This is a genomic window from Brevundimonas sp. FV1ye28 (assembly GCF_058681135.1).
The window spans coordinates 221,606-243,623 of record NZ_CM178731.1; the positions used below are offsets into that span (position 1 = coordinate 221,606).

Below are 22,018 nucleotides of genomic sequence, written 5' to 3' on the forward strand. Positions count from 1 at the left end.
TATATACGATCTGACCCTCGACTTCAACCGACCTGGGCGCGGTGCCTGAGCAGGGCGTCGGCCAGGACGCAGGCGGCCATGGCCTCGACCACGGGAACGCCGCGCAGGGCGACGCAGGGGTCATGGCGGCCCTTGGTGCGAAGATCGGTTTCGGTTCCGTCGCGGGTCACCGTCCGGCGAGGCGTCAGGATCGAGGATGTCGGCTTGAAGGCGACGCGGGCGATCAGCGGCTGGCCGGTCGAGATGCCGCCCAGGATGCCGCCCGCATGGTTGGAGCCGAAGACGATCTTGCCGTCGTCGAGGCGCATTTCGTCGGCGTTCTCCTCGCCCGACAGTTCGGCCGAGCCGAAGCCTGCGCCGATCTCCACGCCCTTGACGGCGTTGATGGACATCATGGCCGCAGCCAGCTCGGCGTCGAGCTTACCATAGAGCGGCGAGCCCCAGCCGGCGGGCACCCCCGTGACCTCGAGCGCGACGACGGCGCCGATGGAGGAGCCGGTCTTGCGGACGCCGTCCAGATACGCTTCCCAAGCGGGCACGACCTCGGCCGAGGCGGCGAACAGGGGGTTGTCGTAGACGGCGGAGAAATCGACCGCCTCGGGCGCTATCCGGTGCGGGCCCAACTGTACGACACCCGCGCGGATGACGATGCCGTCGCCCAGCACTCGCCGCGCGACGGCTCCGGCTGCGACACGGCTGGCGGTTTCGCGGGCGGAGGATCGGCCGCCTCCGCGATGGTCGCGGACGCCGTATTTGGTCTGATAGGTCAGGTCGGCGTGGCCCGGGCGATAGGCGCGGGCGATCTCGCCATAGTCCTTGGAACGGGCGTCGACGTTGTCGATGTGGATGGCGACGGGCGTCCCGGTCGTGACCTGACCCGCGCCGTCGTCGAAGACGCCGGACAGGATACGGGCGACGTCGGTCTCCTGGCGCTGAGTGACGAAGCGGCTGCCGCCGGGCTTGCGCAGGTCGAGCCAGGGCTGGAGGTCGGCTTCCGTGAGCGGAATCAACGGCGGACATCCATCCACGACACAGCCGATCGCCGGACCGTGGCTCTCGCCCCAGGTCGTCACGCGGAAAAGATGGCCGAAGGTGTTGTGAGACATTGGGTTCAGTGATGCGCCGCCAGGCTACGACCGTAGCCAGATGCGGCCGTGTTGAGGCGGCGGTCGCGCGTCCAGAAGGTGACGCGAGCGTCGAGCAGTACGGACGCCAGCAGGTGCATGTCCACCCAACCCAAGCCTTTTCCGGAGTGATCCCCGACCTCAATCAACTGCATCACTTCTTCATCCCCCGCCTTTCGCATCGTGGGAAGGTCGGCCAGTCGTTTGAGGAACCTCGGGCGATCAGGCAGATTTCCCATAGCCAACTCCCCCAGCACGAATGGATGCATGACGATCTGGTCGGTAGCCAGAAGGTGCGTCATCAACTCGTCGGCCGAGCGAAGGTGATCGGCCCAAATAGAGCTGTCTGCGAGCACCATCAGTCTTCTTGGACGCTCCAGCGGCGGCGCGCCGGAACCTCGAAGTCAGGCTGACTACCGCCCATCCTTGCCAGTCTGCGAGACGCTTCGCTCTCGACGTAGCGCTTCAGAGCTAGATTTATCAGCGCCGACTTCTCCGTCAGGCCGCTATACTCGCTGGCCGACTCGAGCAGGGCGTCGTCAATCGTCACAGTCGTTCGCATGCGCATCTCCTTACGCATCAAATGATGCGCTTTCAGGTGCGTCTTGGCAATATCAGGCGGCCAGCCGGTCTGGCGTCCAGACGCGGGTGAAGCGGGCCAGAAGATCTTCAGCGGCCGATGGGGCGTCTTCGGACGGCTTCAGCGAGACGAACAGATGACCCTGGGGTCGGCAGCCGCGTGCGGGCATGCCCAGGCCGCGCAGGCGCAGCCGGACCGGCGTGGTCAGGCCAGGGGCGACCCAGGCATCGCGGGGACCGGCGTGGGTCTCGATCTCCACGCGGCCGCCATCGGCGAGGACGCGCGTGGGGACGGGCGCGCTCATATACAGGTCGTCGCCCATGACGCTCATGCCTTCGGAGGGGCGGATCAAGACGGGCAGATAGAGGTCTGCACCGTCTTCGGCGCCGCTCTTGAGGCGGAGATGTTCGCCCGTTCGCATTCCAGCCGGGGCGAGGACGCGCAGGATGCGGTCGCCGAGCCGGACGGTGGTTTCGCCGCCGAGCACGGCTTCCAGCGGCGTCAGGTTCACGACGGGCAGGGCGGTCGGCCGCAGAACAGGCGCTGCGATGGCCGGACGCGCGCCGTGCGACTGGATCAGGCGGTAGGCGGCGATGACCCGGCGGAACCGCTCGGCGTCACCGCCCGGCAGGTCGGGACGGGCGCCCTTGACCGCCAGCCGGAAGGCGCGGGTCAGCGCCTCCTGTTCCGTCGGGCCATGCAGGCCCAGGACGGCGAAGGCTTCGTTCAGGCTGGGGCCGGGGGCGCTCATGCCCTCCATAGGCCGTGACCATGGTCAATGCCGGGTTAACCGTGCAGGTCGGCGACGCCCTTGCTATATGCGCCCCATGACCAACGCCGCCATTCCGCCCAGCCCTTCGCGCGAAGACTATGCTCGTGACTATGCCGCCGCCCTCGCGGCCAATGGCGACGAGACGATCTTCGAACGGTCCGAGCCGATCGCCCTGTTCGTCGCATGGCTCGAGCAGGCGAAGGGGCATGAGCCGAACGACGCCAACGCGATGGCTCTGTCGACCGTGGACGCCGGGGGCGCTCCGGATAGCCGCATGGTTCTGCTGAAGGATGTCGATGAGCGTGGCTTCACCTTCTACTCCAACCAGGAGAGCGCCAAGGGGATCGAACTGAGCGCGGCGCCCCGCGCGGCCCTGTTGTTCCACTGGAAGTCGCTGCGGCGTCAGGTGCGGGTGCGTGGGGCGGTCGAGCCCGTCAACGAGGCCGAGGCCGACGCCTATTTCGCGAGTCGGGCGCGAGAGAGCCGCATCGGGGCCTGGGCCTCGGACCAGTCACGTCCGCTGGCGAGCCGCGCTGATCTGGAAGCTGCGGTGGCGCGGGAAACCGAACGCTTCGAGGGCAAGGACGTGCCCCGACCCGCACACTGGACGGGCTGGCGAGTGATCCCTCAAACCGTGGAGTTCTGGCGCGACCGGCCGTTCCGCCTGCACGATCGACTGCTGTTCACGCGCGATGGCGACGGCTGGAGCCGGAAGCGCCTGCAGCCCTAAGGCGTTCCGTAGCGGGCCAGGAAGGTCTCGACGGCGTCGGCGGCGATCGATTCGGGGCTGCGTGTGGCCTGCACTTCGTCGCCGGTGACCAGAGGCATGAGGAAGACCGGGTGTTCGATCATGCCCATCAACTGGCCAGCCGCCCAGGACGCCTTGTCGAACTTGAGGTCGCCAATAGCGGCCAGGTCGGTCAGGGCCTCCATCAGCGGACGACCGAAATCGGTACGGCCGCGCTCGAAGAAGCCCATGGCGACATCGCGGAAGCGCGGACGTTCGGCCATCACCAGGCGGAACACCGACCGGACGAAAGGGTCGCCCATGAAGCCGGCGTAGGCGAGGGCGAAACGGGTCAGGCGCGTTCGGGCGTCGCCCGCGTCGCAGCGGACGCTCTTCATCTGTTCGGAAAAATCCTCCGAAGCGTCGGCGATGACGGCGGTGAACAGATCGCCCTTGGACGGGAAATAGCCATAGAGGGTCGCGGTGGAGACGGCCGCCGCCCGGGCGATCGGTTCGATCCGCGTCGCCGCGTAACCCTCGGACATGAAATGTCGTCGCGCCTCGCGAACGATGTTGTCGCGCCGGGGGTCTGCCTTCGGGGTCTTGGTCGCGCCCCGTTCGTTTTCGGCCAGTGAGTGCATAAGGCCTCTAGGGTTAGCCAAAATGTCCAGGCTGGCGATGTCGGATGGCCGATCGTCAGGTTTCGACAGGTTTTAACTCAACAGGGCGCAGAGGCGCCAGCAGCGGGTGGGCCAGGACCGGTGCGGCCAGCCGCACCACGGCCTGAGGGTCGTCCAGGCGAACGGCGGCGGTGGCGTCGGCGATGATGAAGTCGGCGCGGGTGCGGGACGGTTCGGTCAGGCGTTCGTGTCCGGGACGAACGGTCTTCAGATACTGGTCGATTACCGAATGGGCTGTCCGACCGCGTTCGGCCTGATCGCGCAACAGGCGGCGGATGAAGCGGATGTCGGCGGGCGTGTCGACGAAGACGCGGATGTCGAACAGGTCGGCCAGGGCCGGGGTGCAGAGAACGTGTGTGCCCTCGACGATCACCACCTCGGCCGCCGGGATCGGTTCGCCGTCCGGCTCGCGCCCGTGATGGATGAAGGAATAGACGGGGGCCGTCACCGGCTTTCCAGCCTTCAGCCGGTTCAGGTCTTCGATCAGCAGGTCGTGGTCGCGGGCCGCCACGTCGTCGAAGTCGAAGGTCGCGGCGTCGAAGCCGGGCAGGGAGGCTGCGTCGCGGTAGTAGGAATCCTCGCGCATGAGTGCGGCCGCGCCGGCGGGCAGGGAGGTCAGCAGGGCCTCGGCCAGGGTGGACTTGCCAGAGCCGGAGCCGCCGGTGATCGCGATCAGAATGGTCATGGCGGGCCTTCTAGAGACCGCCGGGCGTCAGCGGAAGAAGCAGGTCAGGCCGGCGTAGAGGCTGGTGACCGTTCCCTGCGGGGTCGCATTGGTCAGGATGCCGCCCAGGTCGCCGGACGAGAACTCGGCGCCGAGGGTGCTGTCTTCCTGCATCTCGACCGTGCGGCTTTCCTCGATCGAGGCGCGTGTCGAGCCGACGCCGACGCCGTCCACGGTGGTCAGGCCCGGCTTGTCGACGAACCAGCCCTGGAACTGCTCGTTCTGGAATGCCAACTGCAGCCCGTTGGAGAACTGGGCGAATTGGGTCGGGCCTGCTCCGCATTCCGAGTTGGTGGTGACCTCGGGAGCGGGACCGACGAGAGAGGCTGCGACGACGGATATGGCGGTTGCCTGGGGTGTGCCGAAGGGGATGGCGCGGGCCGCGCCGGCATCGTCGAACAGACGCAAACCTTCGCCTTCGATGGTCAGGCCGCCGCCTGAAACGCTCTGTCCCACAGCCGGCTCGGCTTTGGCGGCGACGGCAGGCGACGCGGCGGGGGCCGCCGGCTCGGCCGGAGCGGGTGTCGCAGTCCGATCACAGGCGGCGACGGCCACGAGGGCGGTGAAAGCGAGGGCGGTGCGGGTGGCGATACGCATATCCGGACGTCCATTTCGATGTTGCAGCGACGGAGGTGACGGCAAATCCGGCCAGGACGCAACGGTGAAGCTCACAACGCCGTTCGCGGTGAGGTGTCGCGGTGACCTAGCGTCACGTTGCTTATCAGCGGTCACCTCGGCTAGCGTGACGCCAAGTCCCGCATCCAGCCGGGACAGATTGAGGGAATGCGATGCTCGGTTTGATGCAGGATTGGCCCCTGACGGTCGATCGTATCCTGGACCACGCCAAGAACTGGCATGGCCACCGCGAGGTGGTGACCCGTTCGGTCGAGGGACCGATCGTCCGCACCACCTATGCCGAAATCCACAGCCGGGCCCGCAAGGTCTCCAACGTGCTCAAGGACTGGAACGTCAAACCGGGCGACCGGATCGCGACCCTGGCCTGGAACACGGGCAAGCATATGGAGGTCTGGTACGGCATCATGGGCATCGGCGCCGTGTGCCACACCCTGAACCCGCGCCTGTTCCCCGAGCAGCTGATCTACATCATCAATCACGCCGAAGACCGGATCATCTTCGTCGACCTGACCTTCGTGCCGCTGCTGGAGGCGGTGCTGTCGCACTGCCCGTCGGTCGAGCGCGTCGTGGTCATGACCGACGAATGGCATATGCCGGCGACCAAACTGCCCAAGGCTGAATGCTATGAGCAGCTGCTTTCGGGCGTGTCGGACGAGGTCGTCTGGGGCGGGTTCGACGAACAGACAGCCTGCGGCCTCTGCTACACCTCGGGCACGACCGGGAATCCGAAGGGCGTTCTCTATTCGCACCGGTCGAACTTCATCCATACCCTGATGGGCATGCAGTCCACGGTGCTCGGCCCGTCGCCGGCCGAAGTCATCCTGCCGGTCGTGCCGATGTTCCACGCCAACGCCTGGGGCATCGCCTTTGCGGGCCCGGCCTCGGGCGCGCGTCTGATCATGCCGGGTGCGCGGATGGACGGCGCGGCCATCTATGAACTGATCGAAAGCGAGCAGGTGACCTTCTCGGCCGCCGTGCCGACCGTGTGGCAGGGGCTGCTGACCCACCTGCGCGAGAACAATCTGAAGATCCCCTCGGTCAAGAAGGTGCTGATCGGCGGCTCGGCCGTGCCGGAGAGCCTGATCCGCGCCTTCCATGAGGAGTTCGGCGTAGAGGTGCTCCAGGGCTGGGGCATGACCGAGACCTCCCCGATCGGCACCTTGTCCAACCTCACGCCGGAACTGGCAGCCTTGCCTTACGACGAGGGCATGAAGTGGCGCATCAAGCAGGGCATCCCGCCGCTGGGCGTGGAGCTGAAGCTGAAAAACTATGCCGGTCAGGAGATGCCGCACGACGGCACGACCTATGGCCGCCTGATGATCAAGGGCCCGACCATCTCCAAGAGCTATTTCAAGGACGAAGGCGGCGACATCCTCGACCATGAGGGCTTCTTCGACACGGGTGATGTCTCGACCGTCGACGAGCATGGCTTCATGCAGATCACCGACCGCGCCAAGGACGTGATCAAGTCCGGCGGCGAATGGATTTCCTCGATCGAGATCGAGAATATCGCCGTGGGCCATCCCAAGGTCGAGCTGGCCGCCGTCATCGGCGCGGCCCATCCGAAATGGGATGAGCGCCCGGTGCTGGTCATCAAGCTGAAGCCCGGCGAAACCGAGGACAAACAGGAGCACCTCGACTTCCTGGTCGGCAAGATCGCCAAATGGTGGATGCCCGACGACGTGGTCTTCGTGGACGACATCCCGCTGGGCGCCACGGGCAAGATCGACAAGAAACTGGTTCGCGAGCGGCTGAAGGACTACGCCCTGCCCAGCGCCGTCTCGCCCGAGCGCGTCTGAGCCATGGCCCGGGGTCCGCGTTCGCGGTTGAAGGTCGGAATGGGCAAGGTGCGGATCGCCGCAGGTCTGGCTGTGGCCGCGCCGCTGCTGACCTTCATCGCGGTCCTGCTGACGCGGAACGGCATCGTGTCGCTCGACTTCGGTCTGGACGTGCTGACGATGCGGGTGGCCTGGGGGCTCGCCGGAGTGGCGGTGGGCGCCGCGCTCCTGACCCTGGTGCTGTCCCTGCCGCAGTTCGGACGATTGGGGTTGCCCACACTGGCCATCCTCGGCGTCAGCATCGCCGTTGCGGGCGCCTTCTTTGTGCAGTCGCGTTCGATCGCGGTCGCCGGGCCGCTGGATGTCTCGACCGATCTGGCCGAGCCGCCCGCGGTGGCGGGCGCACCGGGCTCGCCTGTCGCCTGTCCGGGCGTGGAGGCCGTGATGCGCCAGATCGCTCCGGCCGAGGCGACGGCCGCCCTTCAGGCCGCCGGTTTCTCGATCACCGAGTCTCAGCTGTTCCGCTCGCGCGGCGTCCGCGCTGGTTTCTGGTTCGGCATGGGGCACGAGGCGCATGTCCGCATCCGTCCCGGCCGCACCGATATCCGGGTGGTCGCCCGCTATGACCACACCGACGGCGGCGAGACCTGCCGCATCGCCGGGCAGATGGTCGCCGCCCTTCAGTCCGCCGAGTAGTGCGACCCCAGGCCGGGCGCACCATCCGTCGAAATCCGGCCGTCGGCGACCAGCTTGATCAGGTGAGCCAGCACCGAAAGGCTGGCGGCCGGCCACAGCCGCTGATCCACGGCCGCGTAGAGGATCGGCACGATCTCGCCGATCGTGCGGTCGCCCGCCCGGACCCGTGACAGGATCTGCGCCTCCCGTTCCAGCCGATGCGCGCGATAGGCCGCCAGGAAGGGCGCGACCTCCGTCACCGGCGCCCCATGGGTGGGCCACAGGGTCTTGAAGTCCGCCGCGATGACCGCGTCCAGACTGCGCAGATAGTCGGCCATGTTTCCGTCCGGCGGGGCGACCACGGTCGTCGACCAGCCCATGACGTGATCGCCGCAGAACAGGGCGTTCTCCTCCGCCAGCGCGAAAGCCATGTGGTTCGACGCGTGGCCAGGCGTCGCCATGGCCGTGATGGTCCAGCCGTCGCCCGTTATCCGCTCGCCGCCGATCAGGATCGTGTCAGGGTCGAACACCGCGTCCTCATCCTCGTCCAGAGCCCCGGAGGCGTGGGTCTCGCGGACCGGGGGACGCATCGCCAGCACCGGCGCTCCGACCCGGTCCGCGAAGGGCCGGGCGAGCGGAGAGTGGTCGCGGTGGGTGTGGGTCACCAGCACATGGCTGACCGTGCGGCCCTCGACAGCCGTCAGCAGGGCCTGGAGATGGGCCTCGTCAAAAGGGCCGGGGTCGATCACGGCGACCGAGGCGCCGTCATCCGGCCGGCCGACGATATAGGTCCCCGTCCCGGTGAAGGTGAACGGCCCTGGATTGTCGCAGATCACCCTCTGGATCAGGGGCGAAACCTGATCGCGCCGGCCATATTCGAAGTCGAACGCACGAACGAAGGGAATCACGCAGCTGTCTCCGGCTGGCGGCGCGGTCCTTGCCTTAACGAGAGGTAAATCCCGTTCGGAGCGTACCCCGTGGCTCGTACCATCGCCTTCAGTGTCTCAAATCGGCTCCAGCCCATCGCGGCGGCGATCCTGTGTCTCATGGCGGCGCAACTGGTGCTCGCGTCTTGCGGCGATCCTGAGCCGATTCCCTACGCCGCCCGCGTCGCCATCCAGCGCTGACGCCGAAGATCAGAGCGGCAACCGGCTGAGGTCATAGCCGGCGTTCGCCGCCGCCTCACGGATCTCGCCCGGCTTCGCGCGATCCAGCGCTCGCATCGCCAGCGCCCAGGCGATCGTCGAACGTGTGCCCGATCGGCAATACATCAGGACCGGCTCGCCCGCTTCCAGGGCCGTGATCGCGGCTTGAACCGTCTCGGGTCCCGGCATGCCCATGACCGGCGCATGGACATACTCCAGCCCGGCTTCCCGCACCGCGGCCTCGATCTCAGCCGAGGTCGGCTGCCCGTGATCTTCCCCGTCCGGCCGGTTGTTGATCACCGTCCGAACCCCCATCGCGGCGATCTCGTCCAGGTCTTGTTTCGTGATCTGAGGCGCGGCCCAGACCCTGTCACCGAGGGGACGGGGGGAGAACATGATGAAGACCTCTCAAATCGACGACGCCGGAGTGACCATTAGCCGTCCGCAACGTGTCCTGAATGCGACACTCGTGGGGCGATAACATTACGCAGGAGTAATTGCTGTGGCGCGGCAAAGTTCACGGGGCCTATCGTCGGTCTGCCTGCGGCAAAGTGCGTCGCGCGGCGACCAAGGCGCGACGGAGGGTCGTGCTCATCGTTTCAGGAGAACGATTTTGAGAAACCAAACCATTCGACAGCGTCTGCTGGCGACCACGATGATGGGCGGGGTGGCCCTTGCGGCCGTCGTCGCGCTCCCCGTCGCCGCCGTCGTCGCGCTTCCCACGCACGCCGCCGCCCAGGACCTTTCGAGCGGCGCTCTGCAAGGCTCGGTCGTCGATCAGTCCGGCGCGCCCGTCGCCGGCGCCACCGTCGAACTGCGCTCGAATGAACAGGGCTTCACCCGTTCGGCCACGACCGATTCAACCGGCTCCTTCCGTTCGGCCCTGCTGCCGCTCGGCAGCTACACCGTCACGATCACGGCCCCGAACTATGATCCGGTCTCGCAGACCGCGAGCGTTCGCCTGGGCGGTACGTCGAGCTACGACTTCACCCTGGCGCCCGCCTCGGGCACGAGCGTCGACGACATCGTCGTGACCGGCGCCCGCCAGTCGCTGGACTTCACCGAAACCACGACCGGCCTGACGGTCGACCTCGCGGAACTGGTCACCCAGGTGCCGATCGGCCGCAGCCTGACCTCGGTCATCCTGCTGGCACCCTCGACGGTTCAGGGCGACAGCGCCTTCGGCGACAACCCCGCCATCGGCGGTTCGTCGGTCGCCGAGAACGCCTATTACGTCAACGGCCTGAACATCACGAACTTCGACAACTACATCGGCGCTTCGCAGGTCCCGTTCGACTTCTACCGTTCGGTTCAGGTGATGACCGGCGGCTATCAGGCCGAGTACGGCCGCGCCACGGGCGGCATCGTCAACGCCGTGACCAAGTCCGGTACGAACGACTTCACCTTCGGCATCCATACCAACTGGGCGCCCGACAGCCTGCGTGAGCAGGCCCCGGACACCTTCTCGACCCGGAACGAGCTGTCGGAAGCCAGTTCGTCGCAGACCGCGATCGAAGTCGGTGGTCCGATCATCCGCGACCGCCTGTTCGCCTATGGTATCGCCGAGTTCCGCGACAGCGAGAGCGTCGGTTACAGCAAGACCTCGGGTCAACAGTCGACCACGACCAGCGACGATCCGTTCTATGGCGTCAAACTGGACGGCTACATCACCGACGATCATCGTCTGGAGTTCACCTGGTTCGATACGACGCGTGAATCGAACACCGACGTCCGCTCGTACAACCCGCTCACCGATGTCGTCGGCGGCGCCCTGCCGGGGACGGTCAGCTATGCTGGCGGCGAGAACTGGGTGGCCCGCTATACCGGTTCGATCACGGATTGGCTGACCATTTCGGCCGCCTATGGCGAAAACAATGACCGCGCCATCGTAACGCCGCAGGACATCACGTCGAACCTGGCGAACGACGCCCGCGACGGTGTCTCGAACCGTGTTTCGCAACAGACCTCGGGCTCCTACACGCCGATCCGCAACACTCAGCGGATCTTCTATCGCGCAGACGCCGATGTTTACTTCTCGATGCTGGGCGACCACCACGTCCGCTTCGGCTACGACAAGGAAGAGCTGAGCCTCGAGCGCCAGACGTTCCGGACCGGCGGCTACAACCTGCTGTACCGCACGGCGACGGCAGGCACGCTCCAGGCTCAGGGCGCCAGCAACCTGGCCCCAGGCCAGGAGTTCGTTGAAGTCAACGTCTACCGCTCGGGCGGCACGTTCAACGGCGAGAACGAAGCCTTCTACATTCAGGACTCCTGGGACGTCACGGACCAACTGACCCTGAATCTGGGCGTTCGCCTCGACAAGTTCTCGATCACGGGCGCCGACGGCGTCAACATCGTCGAACTGGACGAAGAGATCGGTCCGCGCTTCGGCTTCACCTACGACCCGACCGGTGACGGCAGCTCGCAGGTCTATGGTTCGTATGGCCGCTACTACCTGCCGGTCGCCGCCAACACCGGCTTCCGGATGGCCGGTTCGGAACTGTTCTACCGCGAATACTTCCTGCTGGGCGGCTACACCCCGAACCCGGCAAACCGCGAAAGCGTCCGCGCCTATGACTCGGTCGGTCGCCCGCTGGCTCTGGGCGCTCAGATCGTCAACTGGAACGGTGCCAACATCTGCCCCGGCGCCGCTTTGGGCACGGCCGGTGTCCGTGGTTGTACGGTGACCGGCGACGGCACCGTCAACCCGGTGGACTCGCTGATCGCCGGCAACCTTGAGTCGACGATGGAGGACGAGTTCCTTGTCGGCTACAAGTACAAGCCGAACGATCTGTGGACCTTCGGTGCGGCCTTCACCTACCGTGACCTGCTGCGCAACGCCGAAGACGTGGCTGTCGACGCCGCCGTTCTGGCCTACTGCGACGCGCAGAACATTGACGGTTGCGAGAACATCTGGACCGGCTTCCACCAGTACGTGATCATCAACCCGGGCGCCGACTCGACCATCACCCTGTCGGATCCGCTGCCGGGCGAAACCGGCCTGCGCACCATCGACCTGACGTCTCAGCAACTCGGCTACCCTGACGTGAAGCGCACCTATACTGCACTGGAACTGACGGTCGAACGCGCCTTCGACGGCGTGTGGAGCCTGAATGGTTCGTACGTGATCTCGGAGAGCACCGGCAACACCGAAGGCTACGTCAAGTCCGACGTGGGCCAGACCGATGCCGGCATCACCCAGGACTTCGACCAGCCGGGTCTGACCGACGGTTCGGACGGCCTGCTGCCGAACCACCGCGGCCATGTGTTCAAGCTGTTCGGCGCCTATCAGCTGACGTCCGACCTTCTGGTCGGGGCCAACGTCACGGTCGCCTCGCCGCGCGCCTTCGGTTGCCTGGGCTATCACCCAAGCGATCCGTTCGCCAACGCCTACGGTGCGGCCTCCTACTTCTGCGACGGCAAGTCCACGCCGCGCGGCACCCAGTTGGAAAGCGACTGGACCAAGCAGATCGACCTGTCGGTCCGCTACACCCTGCCCGTCCAGGTGCCGGGTGATCTGGTCTTCCGTGCCGATATCTTCAACGTCTTCGACCTGGAAGGTGTGACCGACGTATACGAGTTCGGTGAGCTGACCGGTATCGGCGATCCCGATCCCAACTACGGCGCACCGATCGGCTACCAGCAGCCGCGCTACGTCCGTCTCGGCTTCGACTGGACGTTCTAACCGACGACTGACTCCATGACTGACTGGGCGGCGGATCTCCGGATCCGCCGCTCTTTTCTTTGTGTTTCCACCTTCGGAGCGCTGACTTGCGACCCCATCCGACGACTGTTACCGCCATCCCATGATCTCACTGTCCACTGAGGCCCCGGCGGCCCAGATCCAGCAGGCCCTGGCGGCTTTCAATGCTCGGGACCGGGATGCGGCTGCGGCCGTCCTGGCCGGCCTGGTGGCCCAGAATCCGCCCTTGGGCGCGACTTGGGGTGCGGTCTCGCGCCTGGCCATGACGCTGGGCGAAATCTCCCTGGCCGTGACGGCGGCGTCGCGGCACGCCGATCTGGATGGGCGCGACGTCGCCGTCCGTCTCGCCCATGGCCACTTGCTGGCCCGGACCGGAAGGGCCGCCGAGGCCCTGCAGGTTGCCGAGCGCGCCGCGCGCGAACAGCCCAGCGTGGCCACCCTGCATTTTCTGGGCAGCTGTCGCTCCGCTCTCGGCGCGTCCGACGCGGTCGATGCGTTCCGCCGGGCCATCGGCCTGTCTTTCGATCCTCTGGCGACAGCGTCCAGCCGGTTGGCGATCGCCGAAGCGCGGACCTTCACCGCATCCGATGATCCAGAGCTTGTCGCCATGGAGCAACTGCGCGCCGACTGGCCCCAGGGCCAGGGCCATCCCGAGGCCTTGGCGGCTCTGCTCTATGCCCTGGGCAAGGCCTATGACGATCTGGGCCGGCATGATGCAGCGTTCGACGCCTATGCGCAGGGGGCTCGCCTGGTTGCGGCGGCTCGCCCGAACGTCCAGTCCCGGTCGGATGCCTTCGTCGACCGTGTGGTGTCCGGGTTCACGCCGTCCCTGATGGCGCAGCTTCCCCATGGCGTCGACAGTCGCCGCCCGATCTTCGTCCTGGGTCTGCCGCGCTCCGGCACCACACTTGTCGAGCAGATTCTGACCAGCCACAGCCAGGTCGTGGACGGAGCCGAGATCAATCTGTTCCAGGCCGCGGCCATGCCGATCGGCGGGCTCGATCCCGCGGCCGTTTCCGCCTTCGCCGCCTCGACGCCGGACGGCCTGGAGCGCATCGGCCAGGCCTATCTGCGCATGCTCGAGCAGAGGTTCGGTCCCGACGGCCGCGTGGTCGACAAGACGCTGAACCACACCCGTTTCGCGGGATTGATCCACAAGGTCCTGCCCAACGCCCGCTTCATCTGGTTGCGGCGCGATCCGGCCGCCGTGGCCTGGTCCACCTATACGACCTGGTTCGCCCAGGGCATGGAATGGACCTGGTCGCTGGAGGCGATCGGGCGACATATGCGCAGCGAAGACCGCCTGCATGCCCACTGGAGCGAAACCCTGGGCGATGCGGTCCTTACGGTGCCCTACGAGGCCCTGGTCGCCGAGCCGTCGGCATGGATCGGTCGGATCCTGGACCACGTCGGCCTCGAGTTCGAACCGGGCGTCGAGCAGTTCCATCGGACGGAGCGGGCCGTGACGACCGCCAGCTTCGATCAGGTCCGCAAGCCCATCTACACCTCCTCCGTCGCGGCCTGGAGGGCGTACGAGCCCCGGATGGCGGACTTCTTCGCGGCTTATCACGGGACATGAGGATGTCGTCGGCAGGATAAATCCGCCGCAGAAAAACCATTGCGACGCTTCACGCGTTAGGCGGGGCGATATCCCCGAAACAGATCACGGACCCTCCATGCGCCTTCGTCTCGCCGCCTCGCTTCTCGTTCTGGCCGTCGCCGCCCAATCCGCCGTCGTGGCGCCCGCCTTCGCCCGTCAGGACGACGGCCCGGTCGTCACCGCCCGTGACGCAGGCGAGAGCGCGGACGCGCTGAGGGCGCGCGAGGCCATCGCCTATGAGACGCCGTTGCCGCGTGGCGCGCCGAGCCAGGACTATCCGCTGGTGGCCTGGTGCGCCGCCCTGGTGGAGGGCCATATCGCCCTGGGCCAAAGCCTGACGACCGCCGACGATCTGGATCGCGACATCATGCGCCTGGGGGGGCTGGAGGCGGCCGACTTCCGCGATGCGCTGCAAGCCGGCCAGGGTCGTCAAACCCCGGCGACCCTGGCTGCCGCTCGCACGGCCGAGGCGGACGCCGCATCGAAATGGCAGCCGCTGATGGCCCAGGAAGATGAACGCGCCCGCAGCGAGGCCTTCGGCCTGTTCTTCGGCCTGCCGGGTCGGTGCGAGCATGCCGCTCGTCGCGTGCGCGAGAACATCACGACGCCGCCGGTTAGGCTGGATCAGGCCGGTCTGGACGAGGTCGGGGTTCCGAAGGCGAACTAGCGTTCAGGAAGGCGACAGGCCTTTTACGCCGCCGCGACCCTCGGTGCCTGGCCCGGCTCGTAGTTGAGGATGGGCGACAGCCAGCGCTCGGCGGTCGCCACGTCCCAGCCCTTGCGGGCGGCATAGTCCTCGATCTGGTCCTGATCGATCTTGCCGACGCCGAAATAGTGGCTGCCCGGATGACCGAAATAGAGGCCTGACACCGACGCCGGCGGCGTCATGGCGAAGCTTTCGGTCAGGGCCATGCCCGCGTTCTCGCCCGCGTTCAGCAGGCGGAACAGGGTGGCCTTTTCCGTGTGGTCGGGCTGGGCCGGATAGCCGGGGGCGGGGCGGATGCCCTGGTATTTCTCCTCGATCAGGTCCTGCACGGTGACGGCCTCGTCGGCGGCATAGCCCCAGAGCTGGGTCCGGACTTCCTTGTGCAGCCGTTCGGCGAAGGCCTCGGCCAGACGATCGGCGAGGGCGGCGGCCATGATGGCGGAATAGTCGTCGCCGGCCGCCTTGAACCGCTCGGACGCCTCGACCTCGCCATGGCCCGTGGTGACGGCGAAGGCCCCGATATAGTCCTCGCCCTCTTCGGTCACGAAGTCGGACAGGGCCAGATTCGGTTTGCCGTTCGACTTCTTGATCTGCTGGCGCAGGGTGTGGAAGCGGGCGATCTCTTCGGTGCGGCTCTCGTCGGCATAGACCGCCACGTCGTCGCCGACGGCGTTGGCGGGCCAGAAGCCGACCACGCCCTTGGCGGTGAACCACTTCTCGTCGATGATCCGCTTCAGCATGACCTGGGCGTCGGCGAACAGATCTTTCGCGGCCTGGCCGACGATCTCGTCCTCCAGGATCAGCGGATAGCGGCCGATCAGCTCCCAGCTGGCGAAGAAGGGCGTCCAGTCGATGTGGTCCGCCAGGTCCTGCAGGTCCCAGCCATCGAACGCCTTCACGCCGATAAAGGACGGCTTGCCGGGCATGGTCTGGGCCGGATCGATCCGGAAGCGGTTCTCGCGCGCCTGGGGCAGGGTGGCGCGCGCCTTGACCTCCTGGCCCCGGGCGTACTGTTCGCGGATGCGGATGTATTCGTCGCGGGTGATGGCCTCGTTCTTGGCGCGCTCGGTCTTGGACAGCAGGCCGGAGACCACGCCCACTGCGCGTGACGCATCGATGACATAGGTGGTCGAGCCGGCCGAATAGCCAGGCTCGATCTTCACGGCCGTATGGGTCCGGCTGGTCGTCGCCCCGCCGATCAACAGGGGGATATCGAAACCGCGCCGCTGCATCTCGCGCGCCACGAACACCATTTCGTCCAGCGACGGTGTGATCAGGCCCGACAGGCCGACGATATCCACCTTGTGCTCGATAGCGGCGTCCAGGATCCGGTCGGCCGGCACCATGACGCCCAGGTCGATGACCTCGTAGTTGTTACACTGCAGCACGACGCCGACGATGTTCTTGCCGATGTCGTGGACGTCGCCCTTGACCGTCGCCATCAGGACGCGACCCGCCTGCTCGCGCGGCTTGCCTTCCTTTTCGGCCTCCATGAAGGGATTCAGCCAGGCCACGGCCTGTTTCATCACGCGCGCCGACTTCACCACCTGCGGCAGGAACATCTTGCCCGAGCCGAACAGGTCGCCGACCACATTCATCCCGTCCATCAGCGGACCTTCGATGACGTGCAGGGGCCGGTCGAACGACAGGCGGGCTTCTTCGGTGTCGGCGTCAATGAACTCGGTGATGCCGTTGACCAGGGCGTGTTCGATGCGCTTGCCGACCGGGGCGTTGCGCCATTCCAGATTGACGACCTTGGGCGCCGACTTGTCGCCCTTGAAGCCCGGGGCGATGTCCACCAGCCGCTCGGTGTTGGTGACATTGGTCCGCTGGGGCCGGTTCAGGATCACGTCCTCGACGGCTTCCCTCAGCACCGGGTCGATGTCGGAATAGACCGGCAGGTCACCCGCGTTGACGATACCCATGTCCATGCCCGCCGCGATGGCGTGGTACAGGAAGACGGAGTGGATCGCCCGGCGCACCGGCTCGTTGCCACGGAAGCTGAACGACACGTTCGACACCCCGCCCGAGACGCGGGCGTGGGGCAGGGTGGCCTTGATGACCTTGACCGCCTCGATGAAATCGACGGCGTAGTTGTCGTGTTCCTCAATCCCCGTCGCCACGGCGAAGATATTGGGGTCGAAGATGATGTCCTCGGGCGGAAAGCCGACCTCGTCGACCAGAATCTTGTAGGCACGGCTGCAGATCTCGATCTTGCGCGCGGCCGTGTCGGCCTGGCCGACCTCGTCGAAGGCCATGACCACGACGGCGGCGCCGTAGCGCATGCAGGCGACGGCCTGTTCGCGGAACTTGTCCTCGCCCTCCTTCATGGAGATGGAGTTGACGATCGGCTTGCCCTGAACACACTTCAGGCCGGCCTCGATGACCTCCCACTTGGACGAGTCGATCATCACCGGCACGCGGGCGATGTCGGGCTCGGCCGCGATCAGGTTGAGGAAGGTGATCATCGCCTGCTTCGAATCCAGCAGGCCCTCGTCCATGTTGATGTCGATGACGGCGGCGCCGGCCTCGACCTGCTGACGCGCAACCGCGAGGGCGGCGGTATAGTCGCCCTCGATGATCAGCTTCTTGAACTTGGCGGATCCGGTGACGTTCGTGCGCTCACCGATATTGAGATAGACGGGGCGCATCAAAGACTCGCAGGCTCAACCCGAGGATTCGCCCGGGCGATTTGGAAAGGCGTGGTCAGTTTCGTCAAAACCATAATAGTGGAGCCGACAAAGCTGCCTCTTGGAGAGAAATTGATTTTAGGGTCGAGCTTCAACTTCAGCCGGGCAATGAGCTTTTGGACCTTATCTGTTGAGAATTCGCAGTCGATTTGATGGGCAAATTCATTACGAATTTTCCGAAGTAGATTGAGTTCGCTTTCTTCATTCTCATCGATAAGGCCGAACGCTCTAGCAGCGGCTATTCGAGCGGAGAATGAGCTCAACGGTGAAGCGAACCCGTCAAGCAATTTGGTGGTGGATTCGCAGGGGACGAGGAAGGCCTCGAGCATACTTTTTAACAAGTCATCGAGGTAACTACACGCGACAATAGAGACGCCGCGATCGCTCTCTTCATTCAGTGCGGCAATCCACTTGCTGATCTTTCGATCAAAGTCGTCCGCAGTACCACTCATCCTATCATCTCAAACGGTTCAAGGCCGGACAGACGCATCGCCACTGGGCGTTCCGGGATCGGGCGGGTCGGTAGTTTCGAGACGCCCTCGGCCACGTGCTTGATGTGGTCCGGCGTGGTGCCGCAGCAGCCGCCGACGATGTTGACCAGACCGGCCTCGGCCCACTCCTCGATGAAGTGGGCGGTCTCGTGCGGCTCCTCGTCGTACTGGCCCATGGCGTTGGGCAGGCCGGCGTTGGGATAGGCGGCGACCAGGGTGTCGGCGACGCGGCTGAGCTCGGCGATGAACGGACGCATCAGATCGGCGCCCAGGGCGCAGTTGAAGCCGATGGCGAAGGGCTTGGCGTGGCGCACCGAGTTCCAGAAGGCCTCGGCCGTCTGGCCCGACAGGGTCCGGCCCGAACGGTCGGTGATGGTGCCCGAAATCCAGATCGGCAGGGCGTCCATGCCCTCGTCTTCGAGGTCCTTGATCGCCTTGATACAGGCCTTGCAGTTCAGCGTGTCGGTGATGGTCTCGATCAGATAGAGGTCGACGCCGCCCTCGTTCAGGGCCCGGATCTGGTGGCGATAGGCGTCATAGACCTGGTCGAAGGTCACCAGGCGCGCGCCCGGATCGTTCACGTCCGACGACATCGACAGCATCTTGTTCAGCGGCCCGATCGAACCGGCGGCGAAGCGCGGCTTGTGCGGCTCCTTCTCCGTCCAGCGGTCTGCGGCGGCGCGGGCTAGCTTGGCGCCTTCCAGATTGATGTCCCACACCGCCTGGGCGTCCAGCTTGTAGTCGTCCTGGGCGATGACGGTGCCGGAGAAGGTGTTGGTCTCACTGATGTCGGCGCCGGCGGCGAAATACTGGTCGTGAAGGTCGCCGATGACGTCCGGGCGGGTGATGCACAGGATGTCGTTGTTGCCCTTCATCTGCTCCTTTTCGTCATAGCCGTTGGCCGCGATGAAGCGGTCCCCGCGGAAGTCGGCTTCCTCTAGCCCGCGCCGCTGGATCATCACGCCCCACGATCCGTCGAGGACCAGGATGCGTTCGGCGGCGGCCTTGTGCAGGGCGGCGATGCGGTCTGCTCGTGTCATCAGGCGGCCTTCTGTTCGCGAACGCCCAGGACGCGGCAGATCGCATAGACCAGGTCGGCGCGGTTCAGGGTGTAGAAGTGGAAGTCGGAGAAGCCCTCTTCCTGCAGCCGGGCGCAGGTTTCGGCCGCGACCGAGGCGGCCAGCAGCTTGCGGGTCTCGGGATCGTCGTCGAGGCCGTCGAAGTGGGCGGCGAGCCAGTCGGGCACCGAGGCGCCGCACGATCCGCACATGCGGACGAGGCCTGTGAAGTTCGACACGGGCATGATCCCGGGGATCAGCGGAATGGTCACGCCCGCCGTCCGCACCCGGTCGCGGAAGCGCAGGAAGGCGTCGATGTCGAAGAAGAACTGGCTGACCGCGCGGGTTGCGCCCGCGTCGATCTTGGCCTTCAGCACGTCGATGTCGTGGTCGATCGACGGGCTTTCCGGATGCTGTTCCGGATAGACGCCGACCGTCACGTCGAAGCCGCCCACGCGGCTGATCGCCTGGGTCAGTTCGGTGGCGTTGGCGTAGCCGTCGGCGCGGGGCTGATAGACCCCGCCGATCCCGGCGGCGCCCGGCGGATCGCCGCGCAGGGCGACGATGTGGTTCACGCCGATCGCCTTATAGTCGCGGATGACCTCGTCGACCTCGTCCTTCGAGGCGTCGACGCAGGTCAGGTGGGCGGCGGGCTTCAGCGTCGTCTCCGTCAGCATCCGCTGCACGGTTCGGTGCGTCCGTTCGCGCGTAGAACCGCCCGCGCCATAGGTCACCGAGACGAATGCGGGGTTCAGCGGCTCCAGCCGGCGCACGGCCTCCCACAGGGTTTCTTCGGCCTTGTCGGTCTTGGGCGGGAAGAACTCGAACGAGACGCGCACGGGATTGGCATTCTGGCCCGCACGCGCGACCGGCCCCAGCGGTGACAGCAGAAGGGCGCGAGCTTCGGCGAGGGGGGAAACTGTAGCGGCCATCAGGCGACGCTCCTCTTGGCGACGGCCGGGCGGGTCGCGGTCCAGATGGTGACGGTCAGTCCCGCCGTGTCGGGCGGCAGGGCGATGGAGGCGGAGGCGTCGAGGCCGGCCTCGGCCAGCCAGCGCCCGATCTCCTCGTCCGCGAAGCCGAGACGGCGGTGCTGATGCTCCTCACGCAGCCGCTCCAGATCGTGCGGCGCGAAGTCGACGATCAGCAGCTTGCCGCCGGGACTGACCAGACGCGCGGCCTCGGCCACGGCCGCCGAAGGGTCGGCGAGGTAATGCAGGACCTGGTGCACCAGCACGAGGTCGGCTGACTGCGCCGGCAGGCGGGTCGCGAAGATGTCGCCGTGGCGCAACTCGACCTTGTCCAGCCCGGCCTTCACGACATTGGCCCGGGCGATGTTGAGCATGTTCTGCGACAGGTCGAGGCCGATCGACATCTTCGCCTTGCGACCCAAGAGGGTCAGCATCCGACCCGAGCCGGTGCCCAGATCGACGACCCGCTCGAACGGTCCCGGCCCCGCGGCGCGTTCGATGGCGCTCTCGACCGCCGTCTCGGAGACGTACAGCGAGCGGATGTGATCCCAACTCGGCGCGACCTGTTCGAAATAGGCGGCGGCGGCCTCGGATCGTTCGTCGCGGACGGCATCCAGACGTTTGTGATCCGCCTCACCCTCGCGGTCGTCCAGCAGGTCCAGCACGGTGTCGATCAGTCGCCGCGCCAGCGGCTCGTGCGAAATCCGATAGAAGACCCGCGCGCCGTCCGGGAATCGCTCGATCAGGCCGGCGTCGGCCATCAGCTTCAGGTGACGCGACACGCGCGGCTGGCTCTGTTCCAGCACGCGGCTCAGTTCCATGACCGACAGCTCCTCGCCGGCCAGCAGCGACAGGATGCGCAGGCGCGTCGGCTCGCCGGCGGCGCGCAGGGCTTCTACAGTCTGATCGGCGGTCAGCGACATTCCATAATCATATAAGGATATCCTTATATGATGTGAAGCGGAAAGCGCGGGTCGAAGTCGCTCTCAGCGGCCACGCACGACGGGCGTGATCAGGGGCTCCCCGGCCACGGTGGCGGCGAGGTTTCGCATCAACAGCATCAGCATGCCCTGAACCGCCTCGCCCGTGGCCCCGGCCGTGTGAGGCGTCAGGACGACATTGGGTGTATCGGCCCAGCGTGCCGCTTCGGTCGGCTCCGTCTCGAACACATCGAGCGCCGCCTGGCCCAGCCGCCCGGCCTTCAGCGCCGCGATCAGGGCGTCTTCATCCACCAGCGACCCGCGCGCCACATTGACCAGCAACCCGCCGGGACCCAGCGCCTCGATCACTTCGGACGAGATCAGCCTGCGGTTGGTCTCGTCCGCCCGACAGGCCACGACCAGCACGTCGCAATCGCGGGCCAGTTCGACCAGCGACGCCGCCATCGGCCAAGGCGCCTCCTTCGCCCTCGGCCCCCACCAGGCGACGGAGCAGCCCATGACCGCGACCCGTTTCGCCACGGCCTCGCCGATCAGTCCCAGCCCCACGATCCCGACTCGCTTGCCCTTCATCGACGGCGTCATCAGTCGCTGGTCCAGCGTCCATTCCCCGGCCTTCACCGTCCGGTCGCCGTCGACGATCCGCCGGACCGAGGCGAGGATCAGCCCCAGCGCATGGTCGGCCACATCCTCATGGTTCACCGCCGGCGCATGCGTCACGGCCAGGCCGCGCGCCTCGCACCAGTCGATGTCGATGCCGTCATAGCCCGAGGTGAAACAGGCCAGCAGTTTCAGGTTTGGCAATCGCTCGATCACCGCCGTGTCCAGCGGCGCCTCGCCCAGCACGATCGCCGCCTGGATCAGGTCCTGCGCCTCCACCGGCGGATGCTCCCACAGCCGATGAACGTTGTAGGCGCTCTCCAGCACGGGGCTCAGCAAGCCGAGAGGCGACTGCATGATCAGGACGTGCGGGCGATGGGGCATAGGAGAACTCTAGCAGGGGATGGGCGCCGCATGGAC

The 22,018-nt window shown here is 66.4% G+C and carries 22 protein-coding genes; 7 read left to right on the forward strand and 15 right to left on the reverse strand.

Annotated features, from left to right (window positions below; all coding sequences use genetic code 11):
- Positions 1-23 precede the first annotated feature (23 nt).
- Genes aroC through ACW171_RS01145 form a run of 4 tightly spaced genes read right to left on the reverse strand, consistent with a single transcriptional unit; the run spans position 24 to position 2,455 of the window.
- The gene (gene aroC / locus ACW171_RS01130; protein WP_492095139.1) at positions 24-1,106 is read right to left on the reverse strand and encodes a chorismate synthase; all 1,083 of its coding nucleotides are present in this window, start codon (positions 1,104-1,106) and stop codon (positions 24-26) included.
- 5 nt (positions 1,107-1,111) lie between these two features.
- Positions 1,112-1,483, reverse strand: a complete 372-nt coding sequence (locus ACW171_RS01135; RefSeq protein WP_492095140.1) for a type II toxin-antitoxin system VapC family toxin — start codon at positions 1,481-1,483, stop codon at positions 1,112-1,114.
- Positions 1,483-1,686, reverse strand: a complete 204-nt coding sequence (locus ACW171_RS01140; protein ID WP_492095142.1) for a type II toxin-antitoxin system VapB family antitoxin — start codon at positions 1,684-1,686, stop codon at positions 1,483-1,485. The genes ACW171_RS01135 and ACW171_RS01140 overlap by 1 nt, the downstream gene beginning before the upstream one ends.
- Before the next feature lie 52 nt (positions 1,687-1,738).
- Positions 1,739-2,455 carry a DnaJ C-terminal domain-containing protein gene (locus tag ACW171_RS01145; RefSeq protein WP_492095144.1) on the reverse strand — a complete coding sequence of 239 codons (717 nt, stop codon included), beginning with the start codon at positions 2,453-2,455 and terminating at the stop codon, positions 1,739-1,741.
- Positions 2,456-2,531: 76 nt separating this feature from the next.
- On the opposite strand from ACW171_RS01145, the gene pdxH reads away from it, so the two are divergent.
- Complete coding sequence (pdxH, locus tag ACW171_RS01150; RefSeq protein WP_492095145.1) at positions 2,532-3,206, forward strand: pyridoxamine 5'-phosphate oxidase; 675 nt, start codon at positions 2,532-2,534, stop codon at positions 3,204-3,206.
- Here the strand turns inward: pdxH and ACW171_RS01155 are convergent.
- Genes ACW171_RS01155 through ACW171_RS01165 form a run of 3 tightly spaced genes read right to left on the reverse strand, consistent with a single transcriptional unit; the run spans position 3,203 to position 5,204 of the window.
- The gene (locus ACW171_RS01155) at positions 3,203-3,844 is read right to left on the reverse strand and encodes a TetR/AcrR family transcriptional regulator C-terminal domain-containing protein (protein WP_492095147.1); all 642 of its coding nucleotides are present in this window, start codon (positions 3,842-3,844) and stop codon (positions 3,203-3,205) included. The two genes, pdxH and ACW171_RS01155, sit on opposite strands and share 4 nt — an antisense overlap.
- A 55-nt stretch (positions 3,845-3,899) precedes the next feature.
- On the reverse strand, positions 3,900-4,568 hold the full coding sequence (gene udk / locus ACW171_RS01160) for a uridine kinase (protein WP_492095148.1): 669 nt from the start codon (positions 4,566-4,568) through the stop codon (positions 3,900-3,902).
- Between the two features lie 27 nt (positions 4,569-4,595).
- Positions 4,596-5,204, reverse strand: coding sequence for a hypothetical protein (locus ACW171_RS01165; protein ID WP_492095150.1), 609 nt, complete (start codon positions 5,202-5,204; stop codon positions 4,596-4,598).
- A gap of 191 nt (positions 5,205-5,395) precedes the next feature.
- On the opposite strand from ACW171_RS01165, the gene ACW171_RS01170 reads away from it, so the two are divergent.
- On the forward strand, positions 5,396-7,042 hold the full coding sequence (locus tag ACW171_RS01170) for a long-chain-fatty-acid--CoA ligase (protein ID WP_492095152.1): 1,647 nt from the start codon (positions 5,396-5,398) through the stop codon (positions 7,040-7,042).
- Positions 7,043-7,045: 3 nt separating this feature from the next.
- Positions 7,046-7,717 (forward strand): hypothetical protein, encoded by a 672-nt coding sequence (locus ACW171_RS01175; RefSeq protein ID WP_492095154.1) that lies wholly within the window; start codon positions 7,046-7,048, stop codon positions 7,715-7,717.
- Here ACW171_RS01175 and ACW171_RS01180 read toward each other — a convergent pair.
- Positions 7,702-8,604 carry an MBL fold metallo-hydrolase gene (locus ACW171_RS01180; RefSeq protein ID WP_492095156.1) on the reverse strand — a complete coding sequence of 301 codons (903 nt, stop codon included), beginning with the start codon at positions 8,602-8,604 and terminating at the stop codon, positions 7,702-7,704. The two genes, ACW171_RS01175 and ACW171_RS01180, sit on opposite strands and share 16 nt — an antisense overlap.
- A gap of 69 nt (positions 8,605-8,673) precedes the next feature.
- Here ACW171_RS01180 and ACW171_RS01185 point away from each other — a divergent pair, with 69 nt between their 5' ends.
- Positions 8,674-8,823 (forward strand): hypothetical protein, encoded by a 150-nt coding sequence (locus ACW171_RS01185; RefSeq protein ID WP_492095157.1) that lies wholly within the window; start codon positions 8,674-8,676, stop codon positions 8,821-8,823.
- Between the two features lie 9 nt (positions 8,824-8,832).
- On the opposite strand, the gene ACW171_RS01190 is transcribed toward ACW171_RS01185, so the two are convergent.
- On the reverse strand, positions 8,833-9,237 hold the full coding sequence (locus ACW171_RS01190; protein ID WP_492095159.1) for a protein tyrosine phosphatase family protein: 405 nt from the start codon (positions 9,235-9,237) through the stop codon (positions 8,833-8,835).
- A gap of 217 nt (positions 9,238-9,454) precedes the next feature.
- Here ACW171_RS01190 and ACW171_RS01195 point away from each other — a divergent pair, with 217 nt between their 5' ends.
- The 3 genes from ACW171_RS01195 (at position 9,455) to ACW171_RS01205 (ending at position 14,811) form a co-directional block, all read left to right on the forward strand.
- Complete coding sequence (locus tag ACW171_RS01195) at positions 9,455-12,526, forward strand: TonB-dependent receptor (protein ID WP_492095161.1); 3,072 nt, start codon at positions 9,455-9,457, stop codon at positions 12,524-12,526.
- Between the two features lie 121 nt (positions 12,527-12,647).
- Positions 12,648-14,123, forward strand: a complete 1,476-nt coding sequence (locus ACW171_RS01200; protein ID WP_492095163.1) for a tetratricopeptide repeat-containing sulfotransferase family protein — start codon at positions 12,648-12,650, stop codon at positions 14,121-14,123.
- A 97-nt stretch (positions 14,124-14,220) separates the two neighbouring features.
- Positions 14,221-14,811 (forward strand): hypothetical protein, encoded by a 591-nt coding sequence (locus ACW171_RS01205; RefSeq protein ID WP_492095165.1) that lies wholly within the window; start codon positions 14,221-14,223, stop codon positions 14,809-14,811.
- A gap of 23 nt (positions 14,812-14,834) precedes the next feature.
- Here the strand turns inward: ACW171_RS01205 and metH are convergent, their stop codons facing one another.
- The 6 genes from metH to ACW171_RS01235 all read right to left on the reverse strand — a co-directional run bounded on the left by metH (position 14,835) and on the right by ACW171_RS01235 (position 21,982).
- Positions 14,835-17,501, reverse strand: a complete 2,667-nt coding sequence (gene metH, locus ACW171_RS01210) for a methionine synthase (RefSeq protein WP_492095167.1) — start codon at positions 17,499-17,501, stop codon at positions 14,835-14,837.
- Positions 17,501-17,992 carry a hypothetical protein gene (locus tag ACW171_RS01215; RefSeq protein WP_492095168.1) on the reverse strand — a complete coding sequence of 164 codons (492 nt, stop codon included), beginning with the start codon at positions 17,990-17,992 and terminating at the stop codon, positions 17,501-17,503. Before ACW171_RS01215 ends, metH begins: the two co-directional genes overlap by 1 nt.
- Positions 17,989-19,071: a homocysteine S-methyltransferase family protein gene (locus ACW171_RS01220; protein WP_492095169.1), complete on the reverse strand. Its 1,083-nt coding sequence runs from the start codon at positions 19,069-19,071 to the stop codon at positions 17,989-17,991. Before ACW171_RS01220 ends, ACW171_RS01215 begins: the two co-directional genes overlap by 4 nt.
- A complete protein-coding gene (gene metF / locus ACW171_RS01225) occupies positions 19,071-20,021 on the reverse strand; it encodes a methylenetetrahydrofolate reductase [NAD(P)H] (protein WP_492095170.1) in 951 nt (316 codons plus the stop codon). The genes ACW171_RS01220 and metF overlap by 1 nt, the downstream gene beginning before the upstream one ends.
- Positions 20,021-20,983 (reverse strand): ArsR/SmtB family transcription factor, encoded by a 963-nt coding sequence (locus ACW171_RS01230; RefSeq protein WP_492095171.1) that lies wholly within the window; start codon positions 20,981-20,983, stop codon positions 20,021-20,023. Before ACW171_RS01230 ends, metF begins: the two co-directional genes overlap by 1 nt.
- 63 nt (positions 20,984-21,046) lie before the next feature.
- Complete coding sequence (locus ACW171_RS01235) at positions 21,047-21,982, reverse strand: 2-hydroxyacid dehydrogenase (protein ID WP_492095173.1); 936 nt, start codon at positions 21,980-21,982, stop codon at positions 21,047-21,049.
- Positions 21,983-22,018 lie beyond the last annotated feature (36 nt).